The following is an 18,886-nucleotide window of genomic DNA, read 5'->3' as shown; positions in this document are numbered from 1 at the left end:
ACGGTGGCAGGCGCCGATCGAGGCGGCTACGAGGACGGGTGAGGCAGCGGCGCGCTCAACGGCCGCGCCGCAGGCGCCGCGTGGCGGACAGGCCGACCCACAGGGCGAGGACGACGAGGGCGACCGCGATGGCCGAGAGCGCCTCCATGGGCACCGCGTGGGTCAGATAGAGGACGACCCACACCATGGCGAGGGGAAGGGCGGAACCGATCCACGCGGATATCGGAAAACGCCTGGGCGCGTCTCCGCCACTCGTACGGGAGTCCGGCCGGGGTGCATCTGAGGACAAGAGTTCATTCCTTAACAACTATGTACGGGCCATGTACCAGGCCCCGATCTGCATCCTGCCCACAACCGGCGCGCGGCTACAACCGGGGGCGGCGCAGCCTCATCGATTCTGGACGTATTTTCCAGAGCCTTGTCCCAGCCTTGGGAAACCAGATGGAGTGAGCACACAAGGGCGGAGGCACTGGGAAACGTGCGTGTCTTGTTCGTGTCCTGGGCCTGGCCCTCGCATCTGATACCCCTGGTGCCGCTCGCCTGGGCGTTCCGCGCCGCGGGCCACGAGGTCGCCGTGGCCACCCAGCCGCCGCTCATCGACACGGTGACCGGCGCCGGACTGCCCGCCGCCGCGGTGGGCTCGGCCGTGGACCACACCGACCTGCTGGGCAGCGCCATGCGCCCGCTGCACGCGGTGGAGGAGACCGTGCGACCGCCCGGCAGGCGGCGCCGGCTGGGGCTCTCGGTGCGGATCGCCGAGGACATGGCGGACGACGTGAAGCGGCTGTGCGCCGTGTGGAAGCCGTCGCTGGTCCTGCACGAACCGACCACCTACGCCGCCCCGCTGGCCGCCGCCGCCCTGGACATCGCGCACGCCCCCGTGCTGTGGGGGGTGAACTTCCACGCCGCGGCGCACGCCCACGAACAGGAGGCGTTCGCCGAGCTGAGCGCGCGGCTGGGCGCCGACACCTTCGACTCCCGCGGCTTCGCCGCCGTCGACCCGTGCCCGCGGTCGCTCCAGATCCCCTCGCCGCACCCGCGGCTGGGGCTGCGCCACGTCCCGTACAACGGCAGCGGTGTGGTGCCGCGTTGGCTGCTCGCCCCTCCCGGACGGCCCCGGATCTGTCTGAGCTGGGGGGTCTCCCCGCACTGGGCCAACAAGGCCGAGCACGCACGGGCCGCCGGGTTGCAGCGGCGGCTGATCGAAGCACTGGCCGGGCTCGACGTCGAGGTCGTCGTCGCGGTGGCCTCCCGCGCGGGCCTCGACGAGAGCCGGCTGCCGGGCAACGTACGCGTCGTGGAGCGGCTGCCGCTGCACCTGCTGCTGCCGAGCTGCCGGTTGCTGATCGCGCGGGGCGGCGCGGGTTCGATGATGGCTGCCGTCACCGCCGGGGTGCCGCAGCTGTGCGTGCCGCAGTACGTCTCCGACCTGATGCCCGCCGAACGGCTCGCCGCGACCGGTGCGGCACTGTCCCTGGGCAACGCTCCCACCGACCCCGAGGCGGTGCGCGACGCGGCGCGGCGCATGCTGGGCACCCCGTCGTTCAGTGCCGCCGCCGTGCGCCTGCGGGACGAGGCCGAGAGCCAGCCGGCGGCCGCCGCGGTGGTACGGCAACTGGCCGGCATGGTGCGGGACTCCGCCCGGCCGGCGGGGCGGTGAAGGCGATGCGCATCCTGTTCACCGCGTGGGGCTGGAACACCTGCTACTACCCCCTGGTACCGCTGGCGTGGTCGGCGCGGGCCGCCGGGCACGAGGTGATGGTCGCCACCCAGCCGGGCCTGGTCCCCACGGTGCGGCGCTCGGGCCTTCCGGTGGCCGCCGTCGGCCACGATGTGGACGTCGCCGCGATGATGGGCGGCTTCCTCCAGCGCCTGACCGACCGCGACGGGCAGAACCCCTCCGACTGGGCGGTGATGCGCGAGTTCGGGGTGCGCAACTGCTGGCTGGGCGTGGCGGTGTGCGGTGCGATGGCGGAGGGCCTGTGGGAGTTCGCCTCGCGCTGGCGGCCCGACGTCATCGTCTTCGAGGCCACGACGTATGCGGGGCCGTTGGTCGCCGCGCGCCTGGGCATCCCCGCCGTCCGCCACACCTGGGGCATCGACTACGCCTATCTGCTGCGGGAGTTCGACGAGGAGGCGCTGGCTCCGCTGCGCCGGGCGTGGGACCTGGGGCCGGTGGAGTCGCTGGGCGCGGTGACCGTCGACCCGTGCCCGCCCAGCATCCAGCTGCCCCCGAGCCCCGCGGTCCCCGCCGAGGTCCGCCGCCTGCCGATGCAGTACGTGCCCTACAACGGCCCGGGGCGGCTGCCGGGCTGGCTGCTTGAGCCGCCGCGCAGGCCCCGCGTCTGCGTGACCTGGGGCATGTCCTCGGGGCGCTTCGATCCCGCCCAGGTCGTCCTCGACCGGGTCGTCCGGGCGGCAGGCGCCCTCGCCGTCGAGGTGGTCGCCGCGGTGGCCCCCGCCGACCGGCATCTGCTCTCCGCCATGCCGCCGAACGTGCGCGTCGCGGAGAACGTCCCCCTGCACGCGCTGCTGCCCACCTGCGACGCCCTGGTCTCCCAGGGCGGTCTTGGCACGGTGATGACCGCGGTCGCCGCCGGGGTGCCGCAGCTGCTGGTGCCGCAGACCACCGACCGCCTCGTCAACGCCCAGCAGCTCACCGCCACCGGCGGCGCGCTGCACCTCCTGCCCGACGACAACACTCCCGCCAACCTCCAGAGCCTCCTCACCCGTCTGCTCGACCGGCCCTCCCCCGCCGCCCGCGCCCGCGGTCTCAAGAACGAGCACGACGCGCTCGCCACACCGAGCCAGGTCGTCGGCACGCTCGACGCGCTGGTGCGCGGCGGCGGGCTCGGGCCGGTCCCGCCGGCCCCGGTCCGACTCCTCTGAAAGAGCCTTCATGCGCGCGCTGTTCGTCTGCTGGGCCTGGCCCTCCCACCTCTACCCCATGGTCCCGCTGGCCGGTGCGATGCGGGCGTCCGGGCACGAGGTGCTGGTCGGCTGCCCGCCGTCGTTGGTCCCGGTCGCCGTCCGCACCGGGCTGAGCACCGTCTCCGTGGGGCACGACGTCGACCTCGGCCCGACGGTCCAGAAACTGATGGACCGGGCACGGCCGGGCGGCGCCGAGCGGCGGCCGCGCGTACGGGCGGCGGGACAGCGGCCCCCGACACCGCTCGACATGTTCGCCAGGACGGCCGACGCCATGGCCGACGGGCTCCTGGAGCTCTGCCGGCGGTGGCGGCCCGACGTCATCGTCCACGATGCCACCACCTATGCCGCGCCGGCCGTGGGCCAAGCGCTGGGCATCCCCACGGTCCGGCATCTGTGGGGCGTCGACTTCACCTACCAGCTGCGGCAGTTCGAAGCGGAGGCGTTCGGGCCGCTCTACCGCCGACTGGACCTGGACGAGGTGGTCGTCAGCGGTGCGACGCCCACCCTCGACCCCTGTCCGCCCGGACTGCAACTGCCCGTCGACTACACCCCTCAACGGCTGCGGCACATCCCCTACAACGGCTCGGGCACCTACGACCCCGAGCTGCTGCCGCCGGCCCGGCGGCCCCGGCTGTGCGTCACCTGGGGCACCACCAGCAGCCGGTTCGGCGGCGACGACCCCGTACTCGCCCAGGTGCTGGAGGCCGCCGCCGACCTCGACGTGGACGTGGTGTTCGCGACCACCGGCCGCGACTCCGCGCCCGCGGCGCTGCGGCCGCACTGGCACACGGCCGTCATGCAGCCGCTGCACCTGCTGCTGCCCGGCTGCGACGCGGTCGTCAGCCCCGGGGGGTCCGGCACGGTGATGACCACGGTGCTGGCCGGGCTGCCGCAGGCGGTCGTGCCGCTCCTTCCGGACCAGGAGGTCACCGCCGACCGGCTGACGGCGACCGGTGCGGGCATCCGGATCCCCTCGCGCGAGGCGAGCCGGGCGTCCGTGGGCGACGCCCTGAACGCCCTGCTCGGCGCGGACCGGTACGCGGACGCCGCACGCCGCCTGCGCGACGAGGCGCACGAGCAGGCGTCGCCGGTCGAACTGGTCCGGTTCCTGGAACAACTGGCCTCCACCGCCGCCTGAGCGGACCCGGTGGTGGGAGAGGAAGGTGTGTGATGCGGGTACTGCTGACGTCCTGGTCGTGGCCGACGCACTACTACTGGCTGATGCCGGTGGCGTGGGCGTGCCGCGCCGCGGGCCATGAGGTGCTCGTCGCCGTGCCGCCGGCGGCCACCCGCGGCGTGGCCGCGGCGGGGCTCCCGGTGGTCGCCGTGGGGTCCGACTTCGACGTGATGCCGGTCATCTCCAAGTACTACTGGTCCTCGCCGATCGCCGAGATCGCCGCGCGCGGCGAGGACGTCGACTGGGAGCGGATGCGCACGGCGGGCGAACAGCCCCTGTCCGTCTACGCCCTGCTCGCCTCCGCCATGCAGGACGACCTGGTGGCGCTCACCCGCTCCTGGCAGCCCGACCTCATGGTGTTCGACGGGGTGAACTACGCCGCACCGCTCGCCGCGGCCGCCTGCGGCGTTCCGGCCGTCCGGCAGATCTGGGGGGTGGACTTCAGCGCGCAGCTGGCTCCGTTCGCCGGGCAGGCGCTTGCCCGCCACCGCGACCGGCTCGGCCTCGGCGAGGTCGACGTGCTGGGCGCCGCCACGCTCGACCCGTGCCCGCCGAGCATGCAGTCCGCGGCCGGGATCCGGCGCCTGAGCACGTACTACCCGCCTTACAACGGACCGGGCCCGGCCCCCCGCTGGGTGCTGGAGCGGCCGCGCAGGCCACGCGTCTGCGTCACCTGGGGGACGGTCTCCCACCTCTTCGGCAGCCGGGTCTTCCCGCTCGGCGGCGTGCTGGAGGCCCTGGCGGACCTCGACATCGAGGTGATCGCCGCGGTGTCCGGGCGGGACGGTGCGGAGCTCGGCCGTGTGCCGGCGAACGCGCGGGTGGTCCAGGACCTGCCGCTGCACCTGTTCCTGCCCAGCTGCGACCTGGTCATCTCGCACGGCGGCGGGGGTGTGACGGCGACCGCGATCGACGCCGGTGTGCCCCAGCTGACCGTGCCCCGCACCAGTGAGCAGGTGCTCATCTGCCGGGCCCTGGCCGGCACCGGCGCCGCGGAGATGATCGCGCTCGACGAGGTGTCGCCCGCGCTGCTGCGTGAGCGGACCGCGGCGCTGCTCGGCTCGACCGCGCGCACGGCCGCCGCCGACGCGCTCATGCGGGAGGCGAAGTCCATGCGCTCCCTCGCCGAGACGGTCGGCGACCTGGCGGCGCTGGCGGCCGGGTGTTGAGCGGGGTGGCAGACGTGGTGGAAGGCACGACGGGGGCGAAGGGGGGCGGCGCGGGATGCGTGTGATGTTCACCGTGTGGAACTGGACGACGCACTACTACCCGCTGGTGCCGCTGGCGTGGTCGGCGCGGGCCGCCGGGCACGAGGTCGTGGTGGCCACGCAGCCCGGTCTGGTCCCCACGGTGCGGCGCTCGGGCCTGCCCGTCGCCGCCGTCGGCGCGGACATCGACGTCCCGGCCATGATGGGCGGCTACATCCAGCGCGCCGAGCGCCATCGTGCCCGGCTGCCGCAGTGGTCGTCGATGCGGCGCTTCGGGGCGGGCAACTGCTGGCTGGGCGTGGCGGTGTGCGGTGCGATGGCGGAGGGCCTGTGGGAGTTCGCCTCGCGCTGGCGGCCCGACTTCATCGTCTTCGAGCCCACGACGTATGCCGGTCCGCTGGTGGCGGCCCGCCTGGGGGTGCCCGCGGTGCGCCACACCTGGGGCATCGACTTCGCCTATCTGCTGCGGGAGTTCGACGAGGAGGCGCTGGCTCCGCTGCGCCGGGCGTGGGACCTGGGGCCGGTGGAGTCGCTGGGCGCGGTGACCGTCGATCCGTGCCCGCCGAGCCTTCAGCTGCCCTCCGGCGGCAACGTGCCGGTGGCGGCGCACCGCCTGCCGATGCGGTACGTGCCCTACAACGGCCCGGGGCGGCTGCCGGGCTGGCTGCTTGAGCCGCCGCGCAGGCCCCGCGTCTGCGTGACCTGGGGCATGTCCTCGGGGCGCTTCGATCCCGCCCAGGTCGTCCTCGACCAGGCAGTACGCGCCGTGGCCGGCCTCGGCGTGGAGGTCGTGGCGGCGGTGGCCCCCGCCGACCGGCATCTGCTCTCGGCCATGCCGGCGAACGTCCGCGTGGTCGAGGGCGTACCGCTGCACGCGCTGCTGCCCACCTGCGACGCCCTGGTCTCCCAGGGCGGTCTTGGCACGGTGATGACCGCGGTCGCCGCCGGGGTGCCGCAGCTGCTGGTGCCGCAGACCACCGACCGCCTCGTCAACGCCCAGCAGCTCACCGCCACCGGCGCGGCCCGCTGCCTGCTGCCCGACGACAACACCGCCCAGGCCCTGCGCGACCACGTCAGCGCGCTGCTCACCGACCCCGCCCACCGCGCCGCGGCCCGCCGTCTGCGCGCCGAGCAGGACGCGCTGCCCGACAGCAACACGATGCTGCCGCGGCTGCTGGAGGCGGTACGTGACCTCCGCTGAGACGGCGCCGCCGCGCTCTCCCCGTAATCCCATAATCCCGTAACCCCTTTCCCCGCCCGTATCCGATGGGGCGGCATGCCGATGTCAGGAGTCTCTTCGCGTGTTCACCGAACCCGGCCGGAGCGCCGCGTCCGTCCCCGTGCCCGCCGCGGCCGCAGGGGGCACCGATGCGTAGGTCCTTGAGCGCGTTCCTGCAGACCGTCGTGACGGGGCTGGTGTTCCTCGGGGCCTTCTACGGGGCGCCGTTGGGTCTGATGACCCAGCAGGAGGACGCGGACGAGCCCCAGGGGCCGCCTCCGGGACACCCCGAGCGGCTGGTGCCGCAGCTGGAGCTCTCCCCGGTCGAGCGGGGGTTGTGGCAGCAGATCGGCGGGCTGGGCTGAGGGGGCACGGGGGGCGTTCTCCACTTGTGTCAGACCCCTGGCCCCCAGGGGTGAACGCGCCGAGACGGGCCGCCTCCACAGCACGGGCCCGCGCGTGGTCGGGCCGCCCGTCAGCCCGCCGGGGAAACGGGCGCCGCGCCGGCCAACAGTGCTTGTCCCGCCGGGAAGCCCGCAGCCACCGGCACTCCTCCCGCCACCACCGGTGCGCGGCGACCGCCGTCGCGGCGCCGGCCGCGCGCCGGGCACCCCGCCCGTGGCAGGAGGAGGCCCGTGCCGCCAGCGCCAGCAGACCGCGCCCCCGCGCCCGGGTCCACCGCCCGCGCGCGTCGCGCTCGATCAGCCCGTACGCCGCCATGCTCCGCAGATGCCTCCGTACGGTCGCCACCGCGTACCCGGTGCCCAGCACGAGCTGGCCGCTGGTGCGCGGCCCCGTCCGCAACTGGGCGTACGTGCGCAGGCAATGGTGTCCCAGCTCCGACCACAGGTCGCTGGCCGCCTCACGCCGGGCGCCCTCCATCGCGCGCCTCAGGCCCGTACCGGTGGCCCCGGCGGCCGCGTCACCGCCGGGCGGGACGGCGCAGACATGGTTCGGCCGCCCGGTGCAGACGTGGTCCACCGCCAGGGTCAGGGTGCGGGCGCGGTGCCGTTCGGGGGCGGCGGGTACCTCCTCGCGCAGCCAGCCGTCGTCGATGAGCCGACGGATGGCCGCGTTGGCGGTCTGGTGCGAGTACCCGGTCAGCTGTCCGGCCCGGCGGACGTCGAGGTCGATGTGCAGGCGTCCGGTGGTCAGGGCCAGCAGGGCCCAGGCCCGCAGGACGGCGTGGTCGGCGGGGCCCGAAGGGCGCGACCAGCGGCGCGTACCGGCCCGTTCGATCCGGCACAGCAACTCGGCGACGACGGCGGCGACCTCCGTGCGGCCCCGCGCTTCGTCGCCCGTGGGGACGGCCTGTGAGCGTGCCCCCGCGGGCAGGCGGGCGGCGCGGTGGACAGCGTGCCGCCACTGGCGTTCGAGCAGTTGGGCGGCCGCCTCCAAGAGGCGGGGCCGGCGCCCGCCCGTGGCGTCCGCGCGCTCGGTGCGCAGGGATTCGAGTCCCGGCGCGTTCCGGGCAGACGCGGCGAGTGCGGCCACGTCGCCGTGGCTGAAGCCCGCCAGGGCCAGTCCCAGCAGCACGCTGAAGCAGACGGCGGAGTGGTCGGCCTGCGGCGGCAGCGGTGAACAAAGCCGCCGCCGGGTCGCTTCCGAGGGTGCCCGGCGCCCCCCGCGCAGCTTCGGCATGCCGCGCGCGTCGACATCCACCCTACGCGGTGGCGGCGCGGCGCAGCCGCCGAGAACGCCGGACGGGAGCACGGGCGGGGAGGCGGCGGGACGGACCCGCGCGGCCCTGCCGCCGGCGGAGGCGGCGAGTGCCTCCAGGTGATCGGCGAACTCGTCGAAGGCCGCCACCGGGGAGCCGGTGGCGAGCACGGCGATCGCCTCGTCGACGCTGTGCTCCGCCAACTCGGCGTGTCCGCCGAGACGGTGGGCGGCTCCGGGCGGGCGCACACCGCCGGTCGCGGGGTTGGTCCACGGCCCGACGTCGACGGTGGGCAGGATGCCGCGGTTCTTCAGGGTCCGGGCGAGCGCGATGAAACGCTCCACCAGCCGCTGCGGCAACGGCTCTTCGCCGGCGAGCCACACATGGCGGCCACCGGTCGGCCCGGAACGGACGGGTACCGGCCAGATCCCCGAGAGCCGGGCGAGCTCCGACACGGCCAGCGCGTCGGCCCGCGCGGCTGCGGCTCCGTATCCCGCCGCGTCCAGATCCCACGGGAGCAGCCGCGGGCCGCCGCGCCGCGTGGCCGTCAGGTGCATCAAGGCGGGCCGCCCCGGGCGGAGTTGGGTGAGCGGAACCCTTCGTTCGTACTGGTTGCGCCAGGAGTCACCGTGCGGCGACGGGGCGGCCACCCGCGCATACGGGCGGGGTGACAGGGCGCGCAGGAAACGCGCCTGGATCTCGTGCGGCGCCACGCCCGTCGGCCCGGACACGTATGAGGGTGTGCCGGAAGCGGGCAGGAGCGGTCCGCCACCGTTGGATATTGCTACGATGACACTGTCTCCACAGCTGTGCGGGCATGCGTCACCGCTCGGCAGGACCTCAAACCCTGCCGCGTCGACGGCATGCCGGTTGGAAGGGGTGTGGGGATCCAGGACGCTCAGCGAACAGGTTGGTAGCCGCGGTGCTGAGATTCTGGAGGGCCAGAGGCGAAGATCCGGTCGGCGGGCAAACCGACGGTGCTTCGCCTCTAGCTGTTGGGGCTCATCGCACGGTCTCAGTCGGACACGAGCGGCTCCGGCGGACAGGGGCGAGAGAGCACGGCAACGCCGTTGTGGCGGTTGGCGATGCGGGACTTCACCCCTTGCACTGCCGGACGGGTGGCACACCCACCCACATGTCTCCACCGGGAAACAGACACCATTGACTTCCCCCCGAACAGGCACCCATGGTCAGTAGGCACACCTGATTGTAGGCACTGATCGTTTCTATATGGAAACGACATGTACGTAAACCACTTTCCAGAGCAAGATCATCCCAAGCCTGCGCAGGCCCGGCCCGCGGCGAGGCACCGGACGGACGAACGGAGGAGCAGTGATGGAACACGGCATGGGCGACGGGAAAGCCGGGCGTTCGTCACTGGCCGACAAGCTCGACCGCCTCATCAAGATCGTCACTCCTGAGGGCGGCGCGGCCCCGTCGTACAGCGAGATCGCCCGCGCGATCGACGAGTCCGCCGGGGAACGCGTCATCTCGCCCAGCTACATCTGGAAGCTCCACAGGGGCGAGGCCGTCAACCCGCGCCTCAACCACCTCCAGGCGCTCGCGGGCTACTTCGAGGTGCCCATCGAGTACTTCCTCAACGACGTCGTCGCCGGCCGCGTGGACGAGCAGCTGCGCCTCCTGCAGATCCTCAAGGGCGGCGCCATCCGCAACCTCGCCCTGCGCGCCAACGACCTGTCGCCCGAGGGCCTGCGGATGCTCGGCGAGATGATCGACCGCCTGCGCACCCTGGAGCAGTCGGACGGCATGCATTAACCAGGGCATCACTCTCCGCTTACACTCGTCTCGGCAGAACCGGGCTCGGGCAAGAGAGCCCAACCGCTTTGAGGCTTGGGGGAGACTCATGCGCATCTGGAGCGACGCAGGACAGCAGCGCAACCACCTGCGGCAGCTGCGGGGCACCTGCGAGAGCCTGCTCAACTCCCTGTGCCTGCCCCGTGCCTTCGACACACGCGCCTTCCTGGACAGCCTCGCCCAGCGCCGCGGACGGCCCATCATCGTCCAGCCCTTCCCCGGCACGGGCGGCCTCGGCACCCCGTGCGGCGTCTGGTTCGCCACCGAGGAGGCCGACTACATCTGCTACGAGCCCGACACGTCGCCCCTCCACCAGGGCCAGATCATCTTCCACGAGTGCGGGCACATCCTCTTCGACCACCGCGTCGGCATCGACCTCTCGGAGGCCGAAAGGCTCCTTCCGGACCTCGGCCCGTCCCTGATCAAGCGCGCCCTGGCCCGCACCGCCTACACCAACAGCCAGGAGAGGGAAGCCGAGATGCTGGCCTCCCTCCTGTCCTTGCGCACCGTCGCCCAACCCGGCGCCGACGAAGGCATGCTCGGCCGCCTCCATGAGAGCCTCGGTCGTGCCCACCGCGGAAACCACAAATGACTGCGCTGGAAGAACTGGTTGTCGCCTCGCTGTGGGCCATCGTCCTGTGGCGTGCGCCCTCCGTCAGGCAGGGCCGCAAACCCCAGGCCCTGTGGGCCACCCTGAGCGCACTGGCCACCGCCTTGACGGTGCGTCTACCGAGGGCGATCCGCATTCTGGAACAGGGCACCGGCATCCCGGACCTGACCGTCCTGCTCATGCACCTGTCGGGCATCGTGGCCATCGGCTTCCTGCTCACCTGGATCGCGGAAATGGTCTCGGACGACCGCACCCGCCTGCTGACACCCCGCACCAACCTCCTGCTCACCCTCACCGTCTCGACCACGCTCGCCACCCTTTTCTTCGCCATCGACCGCCAACTGGGCGAGGACCCCTTCCTCCCTCAGCAGTCCGACAGCCCACTGGTCACCGCATACCTGTCGATCTGGTTCGCCTACCTCGGCACCGCCATGGCCCTGGCCACCGGACTCTTCACACACGCCTTCCAGCACTCCGCGCGCGGCTTCCTGCGCGCCGGCCTCGGCACCATGGCGGCCGGCTGCAGCCTCGGCGTGCTCTACACCCTCTTCCGACTGCTCTGCCTTGCCGGATACCGCCGCACCGGCTGCTTCGCCCCGGACGTCCTCACCGAGGACATCGCCGAGATCATGCAGTTCACCGCCATCCTCACCATCCTGGTCGGCAGTTCCCTGCCCGCCAGCGAGACGCTGTGGCGGCGCATCGGCCAACGCCGCCGCCTGCGCCGGCTCCGCCCGCTCTGGCAAGCGCTCACCGACGCCGTCCCCCACGTCGTCCTCGGCACACCCCCCACCGCACGTGACGACCTGCTCGCCGGCAAGGACACCGACCTGCTCCTCCACCGGCGCGTCATCGAGATCCGCGACGCCACCCTCGTCCTGCGCGCTCACGTATCCCCCGCCCTGCACGAACGCACCCTCGCGGCCGCGGCCCGAACCGGCCTCACCGGCCCCCGGCAGCAGGCCCTGGCCGCGGCGCTGTGGCTGCACTGCGCCACCCGGGCCAAGCTGAGCGGCACTTCGCTGCCGGACGAGCCGGCCAAGGACCCGCTGCACACTCCCCCCGGCGAAAACGAGGACGTCTGGCTCACCCATGTCGGTGCCGCCTACCGCTCCCCCAGTGCCCGCCGTCTGGCACGGCTCCTCACCCCGACCGACATGCCGGATCCCGGTTCAGCCTTCGAAGCGCAAGGTGGAGCAGATCTGCCAGGTGCAGCACCCGTCCGTTGAGTCCTCGGAGGGGGACATGCTGCGGCCGGGTCCGGTGGGCGGGGGATTTCATCCAGCCCGCAGTACGCCCCGCGAGGCCTCCGGTCACCGCGGCGACGGTGTCCGCGTCACCGCCGAGGCCGTTTGCCGCGCGTATCGCGTCTTCGAAGCTGGTGGTGGTGCGCAGTACCCAGACGGCGGAGCCCAGGCAGGGCCGGACGGCACCGCCGTGAACCCGGTCGCCTGATCGGGGTGCCGGTCGGGGGCGAGGACTGTGGCGTAACGGCCGCGGTGGCCGCGGCGGACAAGAGTCAGGATGGCGGGGAGCACAGTGAGGGGGTCGGTGTCCTCGAACGTGACGCGGATGAGTTCGTGGAACGCCTACTGGGGTGCGGAATTGGATGGTGCACCAGCCTGCCGCCTCGGGCACTTCGGGCCACGGCTCGCGAAGGGATGCCACCGCCGACGACAAGGCACTCGGCCGAGGCCGTCTCCGCGGTCTCCCCCGGCCCAGAGCCTGCATCACCCCTCGGATGCTGGCAGCCCGCGGAGCCCGAGGGGCGTTCTGGAAGCCGCGCCGACGCCATCGTCCCGGGGGCGCAGAGGCGGCGGCCGGCGAGCCGCCGTCCGAGGTTTCAGTCGTTCAGTGGGTGGGTCGGCTGCCGGCGAGATGTTCTGCCCCAGGTCTGGTGTGCGGGGTGGCCAACACGGCTCATGGACGACTCGGAACGGCTCCGCACCCGGACGAGGGGAGACGCTGACGAGCTTCTCCCCCGGCCGTGCCGGCGCCGTGGCTGCCGGACGGGACAACCGGACGGCGTCCACATGAAGGGACATGACGTGCTTGAAGCGTTGGTGGCGCCTCAGTTCGAGGGTGTCCACGTGCCAGAGTCGGCCGGTCCCGGATGACGTCAGTGCGGTGCAAATTGTGCCTACTGCGGCAGAAATGAGCACGACCCACAGGAGGATTCCTCCCACAGCTGGCCCTTTCAAAGGCTGAGGTTCAAGGGGATGCGCAGGGCCGGGTCCCCGGCGACCCTCGGCATAACGCGAAGGCATATGCAGAGTTGCGCCCTCTCCCCCGATTGCAGCCATGCGCAGTAATCCGCCGACGTCGACTCATCTCGATCTATTTACCGATGATCAGTCGGTGGCTTGTGGTGTCCAAAGGAGGGTTGGCGGGTGACCCGGCGGACCGCAGGCCGAGGGTCGGCACCCTTCCGTGGGGCGACGGGGCCGTCCGCCGGGCGGGACGGCGAAGTCGACGGAGCCTGCGATGGGGCTCAACGCTGAGGGGCAGACAGAGTGACGGCCTGCGGCAGGAGCCGGCGATATGCGTTGACGATCCCGCCGTGCATGAGAGCCGCCGCCGCAGGTCCGCGGCAGGCAGCAGGGCCGTCGCTCGGAGCATGCGCGTGGCTGCCCTGCCGGTGCGGGACGGGGGGAAGGTCCGTCGCGCTGCTTGCGTCGGCCGCGGCTCATCGCCTTCCGAGTCGCGGCGTGGCGGCGCGAGAAAGGGGCGCGGCTACTGCCCTCCTGGCTGGTTTGGAAACCGATACGACGGCGTCAACGCTTATTCGTCGACCACCATCACCCGGATGGCACACACCCAGACCAACACCGAGAGCGTTTATGGAATATGACAGCAAAGCTACCCGTCTCCCTCCGCAGGACTGCGGAGGAAGGCGGACAGGGAGGCAGCTTTCACTCCGGGGCCACCCGGATCGGGAAGTGGATGTTCACTCCGCCCTCCACACGCTGGGGCAAGACGCGGAACGCAACGCTGGGTCACGAAGACCTGGAAATCGATCTTCGGTACTCTTCTACGATTTTCGAGGACTTCCTCCATACGATGAGCGTGATCCAGGTCGAGTTCGGCAAACGGTTGGGGAACACGGCAGCGTCCACAACGGCTGTCGACGGGTGCTCGGGTGGCAGCTCCCGTGTATGAGCCGTACGGGTACCCGGACATCCACGGTCTCCACCCCCAGCCGGAGGCCCCCGCGTTCTGGGACCAGCCCGAGCCCGTACAGCACCCCTCCACCGGGCAAGTGCGCGGCGGGCCCGGCGAGGAGCATCCGGCGTGGGATCCGGTGGAGGAACTCGCCATCCTGCTCCAGGAGAGCGCTCCACCCGGGCAGCCGGAGCCCTTCACCGGAGTCAGCTTCGACGGCCTCGGTGATACGGCAAGCACCAGCGGGTGGGTCGCAGGGCTGGACCACGCCGCTGCCGAACGTCCGCCCACACCGCCCTCCGGCGCGCACCGCCGGAGCAAGTCGAAGTCGCAGGTAGCGACCCTGCTGCAAACCAGCAGTGTGTTCACCGCCGTGCTGGTCGGTGCCATCGCCGCCATGGTGAGCGTCCTCAGTGGGCTGGCCATCTGCGACGCCCTGCGCCACAGCGCCGCGCCCCACACGGCCCGCGCAGTGGTCAGCTGGTGGCCCATGCTGATCTACGGCCCATGGCTGGTCGGCTCCCTGTCGATCCTCAGATCCGCTCTGCACCAGCGCCGCGCGCTCCATTCCTGGTGCATCGTTTTGTTGTTCTCCACCCTGGCCACGCTCCTGTGCGTAGCCCAGGCGCCCAGAACGATCGCCGCCGGGGCGGCGTCTGCTCTTCCTGCCGTCGCGGCGCTGGCCTGCTTCCAACAGCTGGTCCGCCAGATCACACTCACGCGACCGCCTCGCCAAGCCGCTCCGCGACACCGAAACCCGACGCCATCTGCGTCCGTTCCGCTCAGGCAGACGGCCGCACCCGGACGCAGCCGGGTCGGTGTCCCTCCCGGCTACCCCGCGGCAGACAACAGAGCTGTCCACTCTCCGTCCCGCGGTCACGGATTCGGGTAAGACGCATAACGGCCGTACGCCCGGGGCAGTGCCGCTCGTGCCAGTCCATGTCACGGTCCCTGGCTCGGGCAAGGTGTTCCGGTCACTAGGAAAGGTGGTGGAACGCGGCTGCATGGGAACGACGCGCGATGTCACGTCGGCGGGGCGGTGGCTTTCTCCGATCACCTGTTCGGCAAGGGCCAGTGCGCTCCCGCAGGAGGGCTGGGCGGGGGTGCGTACCGTCGGTGCGGTCCGGCCGGTTGACAGTCGTGCCATCAGCGAGAGCGGCCCGGCGTCCGAGCACGGGACGGAGAATGCCGGCCGAGGGTCCCAGCGGCGACGGCACTGCCGGACGACGGAAGAGGGTCGGACCTGCCATGGGCGGCTACCGCGAAGAGCAGAGTCGGTAGCAGCCGCTGACTCCCTGGCCAACCCGGTCCTTCCCACACGTCGAAGGGGTGCTCGCCTGCACCTTTGAAACGAAGATCGAAACCGATGGTCACGGGCGGTGCGCATACTCAGCCCGAAGGTCTACCCGCCCTTGTCCTTTCGCGAACCGGGCCTGGGCGCGCGCCCACCGCGATGCGGTCCGGACCGCATCCCCGCGCCCCCGCATCCCCGCATCCCCGCATCCCCGCACACCCTGCGTCCGGTCACTGCGGCACGCGCGGGCAACGTGCCGTCGGCCAAGGTCATACCTTGCCGGGTACCGGGGCCGTGGGCTTCTGGCTTCCGCGGCTGAGGTGATCAGCGTCGCGGCGGCCACGGACCTTGCAGGCAAAGGGCTGGCGCACCCGGCAAATGGGCACAACCCGCTGAACCGCGTTCACCACGCGCTCAGGCGCCTCACGCCCACGTCTACCACGAGAGGTCAGCAACATGGTGTACGAGATGACCCACGCCGAACGTATCCGGTACAAGCAGCGCCAGGACGCCGCCTACCAGGCCGGCGACGAGGCTGTCACCAACCTCCAGGCGGCGCTCGCGCTCGCCGGCCTGACCCTTCCCTCCCTGAGCAACGACGGGCCGGTGGCCGGCCACGGCTTCGTCCGGCTCGGAGGATGCAACGCGGCCTTCGCCAACCGGCTCGCCGAAGTCATCGCCGCAGGTGCCGATGTTCTGCAGCGCCAACGGTGATGCCCGGCAGGTGGAACAGCCTCAGGAAGCGTCGTAGCGCCGCTTGGCCAGTGCGGGGAACCTCACGAAGCCGAGTCTCTCCCCGGGGTCAGGTCACGGTGCCCGCGCAGTTCCAGGAGCAGGCAGTTCATGGGCTCGGTCAGGGCCTGCTCCAGCCCTCACCGGACCACGATCACCGGCCAGACCCGGTATGCGGGCCCGCGCCCTCATCGGACACGCGGACCCACCCGGCCCGGTCGGCGAGAACACGCCGCTACGGCGCGTTGTTCCCCATAGGCGCCTGCTGGCTGCAGCCACGCGGGGGTCCGCTGCTCCGCGCCCCTGCTCACGCCCTGCCCGCCGGTGGAGATCGGGCGGACAGTGTCGCTTCCGGATCCGAGCAGCGCGGAGAGGGGGAACTGTGTCGCCCTGCGGTGTCGTGAAGTGGTTCGACCCTGACCGGGGCATCGGTCTCATCAGCCAGGAGGGTGCCGGACCTGACGTTCAGGCGGAAGCCTCGGCCATTCAGGGAAAGGACGGCTGTCTGCGCCAGGGTGAGGAGGTCTTGTTCAACGTCACTCTGGACAGTGCGGGACTACGGGCCGACAACATCCACCGTTCGGTTCGCAGCGAGACCCAGCTCTTGAACCCGTCGGACACGGTGACGCTGCACAGGGGGGTCTTCTGTCCCTGATCAGCGGTGTCACGCGTCCCAGAGGTTCTCCCACGCGAGCGCGGTCTGAGCACCTGTCCGGGCCCGTGCCGTGATCTGCCGGCACAGGACGTCCGGGGCGGCCTGGCCGTCGGCGACCTCGGCCTCGACCACCGCCCAGCCGGGCAGCCCGCCCCGTCCACGCACGGGCGGTAACGGCAGTACCAGCGGGTGGAATTGTCACGTTTCCCGCGTGCCGATGGATGCAGTGACGATGCGCGTCCGCACCGCGGACAGCAGCGGGGGCCATGGTTGCAGCAACTGGCATTTGTGCTGCGTTGACCTCGATCGTTCATGAGTCCTCGTCGGTTCGCTGATGGGGGACTCCGTTCTTCTGCGGTGCCCCTTTTCCGGTCGTGTCCCGCCTCGTGGTGTAAGCGACCTTGCTCGACGCGTTCCGGTAAACCGCGCGTTCGGCCACCTCATGGGCAACGGCTCCCGCGTCGCGTACGGCTGACCTGCCGTCAGTGCTCTGTCGGCCCTGAACCGCGTCAATGCCGCGATGACGGCCCGGTTGTCGCCTCGGGCGGGCGCCGGGTTCCACTGGCCCGGTCACCTGCCTGCTCCTCCCTGCTCTTCGTCGGGACGGCTGTTGGTCTGTCAGTTCAGGGCCGGCAGGGCGGAGAGCCGTCGCCGGCATCTGTGGGAGTCGGCCGGGGAACACCACCGACAAGCCACAACGCGCGGTACCGGGCCCTCCAAGTCGGCGCGGGCCCCGGTCCAGTGGCCCAAGGCACAGGCTTTGGCCGCATACCCTTGCCGACGCTAAGGTGTGGCGCCGTACTCGGCGGATCACTCCCGTGAGGGGGGCGGGAATGGGGCTCATGGACGCGGACCACGCGGGGCTGGTTGTCGCGGCGCAGGCCGGTGACGATCGAGCGCGCGAGGAGCTGATCGCCGCGTACCTGCCGTTGCTCTACAACATCGTCGGGCGAGCGCTGAGAGGACATGCCGACGTCGACGACGTCGTCCAGGAAACCCTGCTGCGCGTGGTGCGCGACCTGCCTGCCCTGCGTGCCCCGGAGAGCTTCCGGTCCTGGCTGGTGTCGATCACGCTCCGCCAGATCAACACCCACTGGCACCGGCAACGCGCCTTCGCCGACCGGACCACGGTCATCGACGAGGCACGCCAGATACCGGACGCCGGCGCCGAACCTGAGGACGTGACGATCCTGCGTCTGCATGTGTCGGACGAGCGCCGTCAGGTTGTCGAAGCCGGCCGGTGGCTCGACCCGGACCATCGGGTGCTGCTGTCGCTGTGGTGGCAGGAATGCGCCGGCTCGCTGAGCCGTGACGACATCGCCGCCGCGATGGGGCTCACTGTCGCCCACGTCGGAGTACGCCTGCAACGCATGCGCGAGCAGCTGGAACTGAGCCGGACGATCGTCGCCGCGCTGGAGGCCGACCCGCGCTGTCCGCAGCTGGACGAGACCGTCGTCGGCTGGGACGGTGTCCGTGCATCGGTGTGGCGCAAGCGGATCGCGCGGCACACCCGCGGCTGCCCGGTCTGCATGGCGACGACGACAGAACGGGTTCCCGCCGAACGACTGCTCCTCAGCCTCTCGCCACTGGCCGTCCCGGCCGGACTCATCGCCGCGCTGGCCGCCAAGGGCCTGCTGTCGGGTACGGCCACGAGCGCCGCCGGGCTGGCCACGGCACATGTCGCCGTCGGCACGGCGACAGGGGCAGGCAGTCTGCACAGCTCGCTGATCGGCAAACTCTACGCGGTGACCGCTCATCCGCTGGTGGGCCTCACCACCGGCGCGGTGCTCATCGCCGGGACCGCCACCTACGCGACCTGGCCCGAACCGGCGCACCGGGTGCCCGGCGTCACCGCCGCTCCCACGGCCGGCCATCCCACGCCGATCCCGTCGCGCACCACCACGTCGGCCACGCCGTCCCCGGTGAGTCCGTCCGCCGTCCCAGGCACTGTTCCGCTGGGCGCCCAGTCGCTGGAGTCCGTGGACGCCCCCGCCCTGTACCTCACGTATGCCGGCGACTTCGCGACGCTCGGCCGAGTCTCCGCGTCCAGCAGCGCGCAGACACGGCAGCGGGTCACCTTCACGGTCACCGGGGGGCTGGCCGACACACGGTGCGTCACCTTCCGCGCCGCCGACGGCCGCTATCTGCGCCATCGTGACCTGCGGCTACGGCTGAGCACCAACGACGGCAGCGAACTGTTCCGTGAGGACGCCACCTTCTGTCCGCGCCCCGGGGCGGCCGCCGGGTCGGTGACCCTGCACGCGCACAACTATCCGGGATCGGTCCTCCGCCACCGCGACGGCGGCATCTGGCTCGACGGCTCCGACGGCACTCGGGCCTTCGCCGGCCAGGCTTCCTTCATCATGCGCAGGGCCTGGGCTTGAGAACCGCTCCTTGAGCATTTTGGACCGAGTCGCGCAGTG

At 71.9% G+C, this 18,886-nt stretch carries 17 protein-coding genes and 1 pseudogene; 15 read left to right on the top strand and 3 right to left on the bottom strand.

All coding sequences use genetic code 11. From position 1 onward, the window contains the following. Positions 1 to 55: 55 nt before the first annotated feature. Complete coding sequence (locus ACZ499_RS14135) at positions 56 to 289, bottom strand: hypothetical protein (protein WP_468674850.1); 234 nt, start codon at positions 287 to 289, stop codon at positions 56 to 58. Positions 290 to 478: 189 nt separating this feature from the next. Between ACZ499_RS14135 and ACZ499_RS14130 the strand changes: the two genes are divergently transcribed. The 11 genes from ACZ499_RS14130 to ACZ499_RS14080 all read left to right on the top strand — a co-directional run bounded on the left by ACZ499_RS14130 (position 479) and on the right by ACZ499_RS14080 (position 11,849). Continuing rightward, positions 479 to 1,660: a nucleotide disphospho-sugar-binding domain-containing protein gene (locus ACZ499_RS14130; protein ID WP_468674848.1), complete on the top strand. Its 1,182-nt coding sequence runs from the start codon at positions 479 to 481 to the stop codon at positions 1,658 to 1,660. Between the two features lie 5 nt (positions 1,661 to 1,665). Further along, entirely contained in the window at positions 1,666 to 2,889 is a 1,224-nt protein-coding gene (locus ACZ499_RS14125; protein ID WP_468674847.1) for a nucleotide disphospho-sugar-binding domain-containing protein, read from the top strand. Between the two features lie 10 nt (positions 2,890 to 2,899). Beyond that, positions 2,900 to 4,069: a nucleotide disphospho-sugar-binding domain-containing protein gene (locus ACZ499_RS14120; protein ID WP_468674845.1), complete on the top strand. Its 1,170-nt coding sequence runs from the start codon at positions 2,900 to 2,902 to the stop codon at positions 4,067 to 4,069. A 32-nt stretch (positions 4,070 to 4,101) separates the two neighbouring features. Continuing rightward, positions 4,102 to 5,277 carry a nucleotide disphospho-sugar-binding domain-containing protein gene (locus ACZ499_RS14115; protein WP_468674843.1) on the top strand — a complete coding sequence of 392 codons (1,176 nt, stop codon included), beginning with the start codon at positions 4,102 to 4,104 and terminating at the stop codon, positions 5,275 to 5,277. Between the two features lie 55 nt (positions 5,278 to 5,332). Then, on the top strand, positions 5,333 to 6,517 hold the full coding sequence (locus ACZ499_RS14110; RefSeq protein WP_468674841.1) for a nucleotide disphospho-sugar-binding domain-containing protein: 1,185 nt from the start codon (positions 5,333 to 5,335) through the stop codon (positions 6,515 to 6,517). Between the two features lie 167 nt (positions 6,518 to 6,684). Next, positions 6,685 to 6,900, top strand: a complete 216-nt coding sequence (locus tag ACZ499_RS14105; protein ID WP_468674839.1) for a DUF6059 family protein — start codon at positions 6,685 to 6,687, stop codon at positions 6,898 to 6,900. A 607-nt stretch (positions 6,901 to 7,507) separates the two neighbouring features. Beyond that, positions 7,508 to 7,852, top strand: coding sequence for a hypothetical protein (locus ACZ499_RS14100; RefSeq protein ID WP_468674838.1), 345 nt, complete (start codon positions 7,508 to 7,510; stop codon positions 7,850 to 7,852). 30 nt (positions 7,853 to 7,882) lie between these two features. Further along, positions 7,883 to 8,116, top strand: coding sequence for a hypothetical protein (locus ACZ499_RS14095; protein WP_468674836.1), 234 nt, complete (start codon positions 7,883 to 7,885; stop codon positions 8,114 to 8,116). 1,414 nt (positions 8,117 to 9,530) lie between these two features. Then, positions 9,531 to 9,971 carry a helix-turn-helix domain-containing protein gene (locus ACZ499_RS14090; RefSeq protein WP_468674834.1) on the top strand — a complete coding sequence of 147 codons (441 nt, stop codon included), beginning with the start codon at positions 9,531 to 9,533 and terminating at the stop codon, positions 9,969 to 9,971. An 88-nt stretch (positions 9,972 to 10,059) separates the two neighbouring features. Next, positions 10,060 to 10,602, top strand: a complete 543-nt coding sequence (locus ACZ499_RS14085) for a hypothetical protein (RefSeq protein WP_468674832.1) — start codon at positions 10,060 to 10,062, stop codon at positions 10,600 to 10,602. Then, positions 10,599 to 11,849: an MAB_1171c family putative transporter gene (locus ACZ499_RS14080; protein WP_468674830.1), complete on the top strand. Its 1,251-nt coding sequence runs from the start codon at positions 10,599 to 10,601 to the stop codon at positions 11,847 to 11,849. Before ACZ499_RS14085 ends, ACZ499_RS14080 begins: the two co-directional genes overlap by 4 nt. Here the strand turns inward: ACZ499_RS14080 and ACZ499_RS14075 are convergent. Next, positions 11,764 to 12,206: pseudogene (locus ACZ499_RS14075) on the bottom strand (ADP-ribosylglycohydrolase family protein); the annotation flags it as partial. The gene ACZ499_RS14080 and the pseudogene ACZ499_RS14075 sit on opposite strands and share 86 nt — an antisense overlap. Positions 12,207 to 13,759: 1,553 nt before the next feature. Between ACZ499_RS14075 and ACZ499_RS14070 the strand changes: the two are divergent. The 3 genes from ACZ499_RS14070 (at position 13,760) to ACZ499_RS14060 (ending at position 16,463) form a co-directional block, all read left to right on the top strand. Next, a complete protein-coding gene (locus ACZ499_RS14070) occupies positions 13,760 to 14,674 on the top strand; it encodes a hypothetical protein (RefSeq protein ID WP_468674828.1) in 915 nt (304 codons plus the stop codon). 870 nt (positions 14,675 to 15,544) lie between these two features. Continuing rightward, positions 15,545 to 15,790 (top strand): hypothetical protein, encoded by a 246-nt coding sequence (locus tag ACZ499_RS14065; RefSeq protein ID WP_468674826.1) that lies wholly within the window; start codon positions 15,545 to 15,547, stop codon positions 15,788 to 15,790. Positions 15,791 to 16,208: 418 nt separating this feature from the next. Then, the gene (locus ACZ499_RS14060; RefSeq protein WP_468674824.1) at positions 16,209 to 16,463 is read left to right on the top strand and encodes a cold-shock protein; all 255 of its coding nucleotides are present in this window, start codon (positions 16,209 to 16,211) and stop codon (positions 16,461 to 16,463) included. A gap of 9 nt (positions 16,464 to 16,472) precedes the next feature. Here the strand turns inward: ACZ499_RS14060 and ACZ499_RS14055 are convergent, their stop codons facing one another. Continuing rightward, positions 16,473 to 16,628, bottom strand: coding sequence for a hypothetical protein (locus ACZ499_RS14055; protein WP_468674821.1), 156 nt, complete (start codon positions 16,626 to 16,628; stop codon positions 16,473 to 16,475). A 677-nt stretch (positions 16,629 to 17,305) separates the two neighbouring features. Here ACZ499_RS14055 and ACZ499_RS14050 point away from each other — a divergent pair. Further along, a complete protein-coding gene (locus ACZ499_RS14050) occupies positions 17,306 to 18,847 on the top strand; it encodes a sigma-70 family RNA polymerase sigma factor (protein ID WP_468674819.1) in 1,542 nt (513 codons plus the stop codon). Positions 18,848 to 18,886: the final 39 nt, after the last annotated feature.

The sequence above is a fragment of the Streptomyces sp. NPDC031265 genome (assembly GCF_055570295.1).
Note: the sequence above shows the minus strand (reverse complement) of the source record. Positions and strands in the feature narration are given on the sequence as shown.